Origin of the sequence: Robertmurraya sp. DFI.2.37 (assembly GCF_029211245.1) — a bacterium.
GTDB lineage: Bacteria > Bacillota > Bacilli > Bacillales > Cytobacillaceae > Robertmurraya > Robertmurraya methanolica_A.
Genome location: NZ_JARGEJ010000154.1, coordinates 1 through 755, shown reverse-complemented (window position 1 = coordinate 755; position 755 = coordinate 1). Strand labels below are relative to the sequence as shown.

General features: G+C 37.5%; 1 protein-coding gene. It reads right to left on the bottom strand.

Annotated features, from left to right (window positions below):
- Positions 1–136: 136 nt before the first annotated feature.
- A complete protein-coding gene (gene tnpA, locus PZE06_RS25855; protein ID WP_150917894.1) occupies positions 137–622 on the bottom strand; it encodes an IS200/IS605 family transposase in 486 nt (161 codons plus the stop codon).
- Positions 623–755: the final 133 nt, after the last annotated feature.

The following is a 755-nucleotide window of genomic DNA, read 5'->3' as shown; positions in this document are numbered from 1 at the left end:
AATAAGTACCACCCGTGAGAACGGGTGGTTTTCTCTGCGGCTGAAAGCCTTTGTTACTGACCAAACCCTAAAGGGCTACTGAAAGGTTCGCCAATTGTACTACTTCTACTGGCCAGACCTCAAAGGCCTTCTCCCCTTAATTTTTCCTTTTCTTTTTCTTCACTTCTTCTCCTGTGAATGGATCGATATATTCCATCATCGTTAATTGTTCTGCGACTATATCATCTTGTATTTGATTACGTATATATTCTTCTATTACCTTCTTATTTCTCCCTACCGTATCCACATAATATCCTGTACACCAAAATTTTCGATTTCCATACTTATATTTCAGTTGCGCATGTCGATCGAATATCATCAAGCTACTTTTTCCTTTTAGATATCCTACGAATGCTGATACACTTAATTTTGGCGGGATACTCACTAACATATGTATATGATCCTTACACGCTGTCGCTTCTATTATCTCCACACCTTTCCTCTCACACAAAGTACGCAAGATTTGTCCAATATCTTTCTTTATTTTCCCGTAAATAACTTGTCTTCTATATTTTGGCGCAAATACTATGTGATACTTACAATTCCAAGTTGTGTGTGCTAAACTATTATTGTCTTTTGACATAAGGACTTCCTCCTGGCTATTTATTTTCGGTTGGCGAACCAAAAATATTTTAGCACCATGAGGAAGTTTTTTTAATACCACGCTGTAAGCTTTTTGGAACCCTAGGCATAGCCCAGGGTTTTCTTTTCTATAA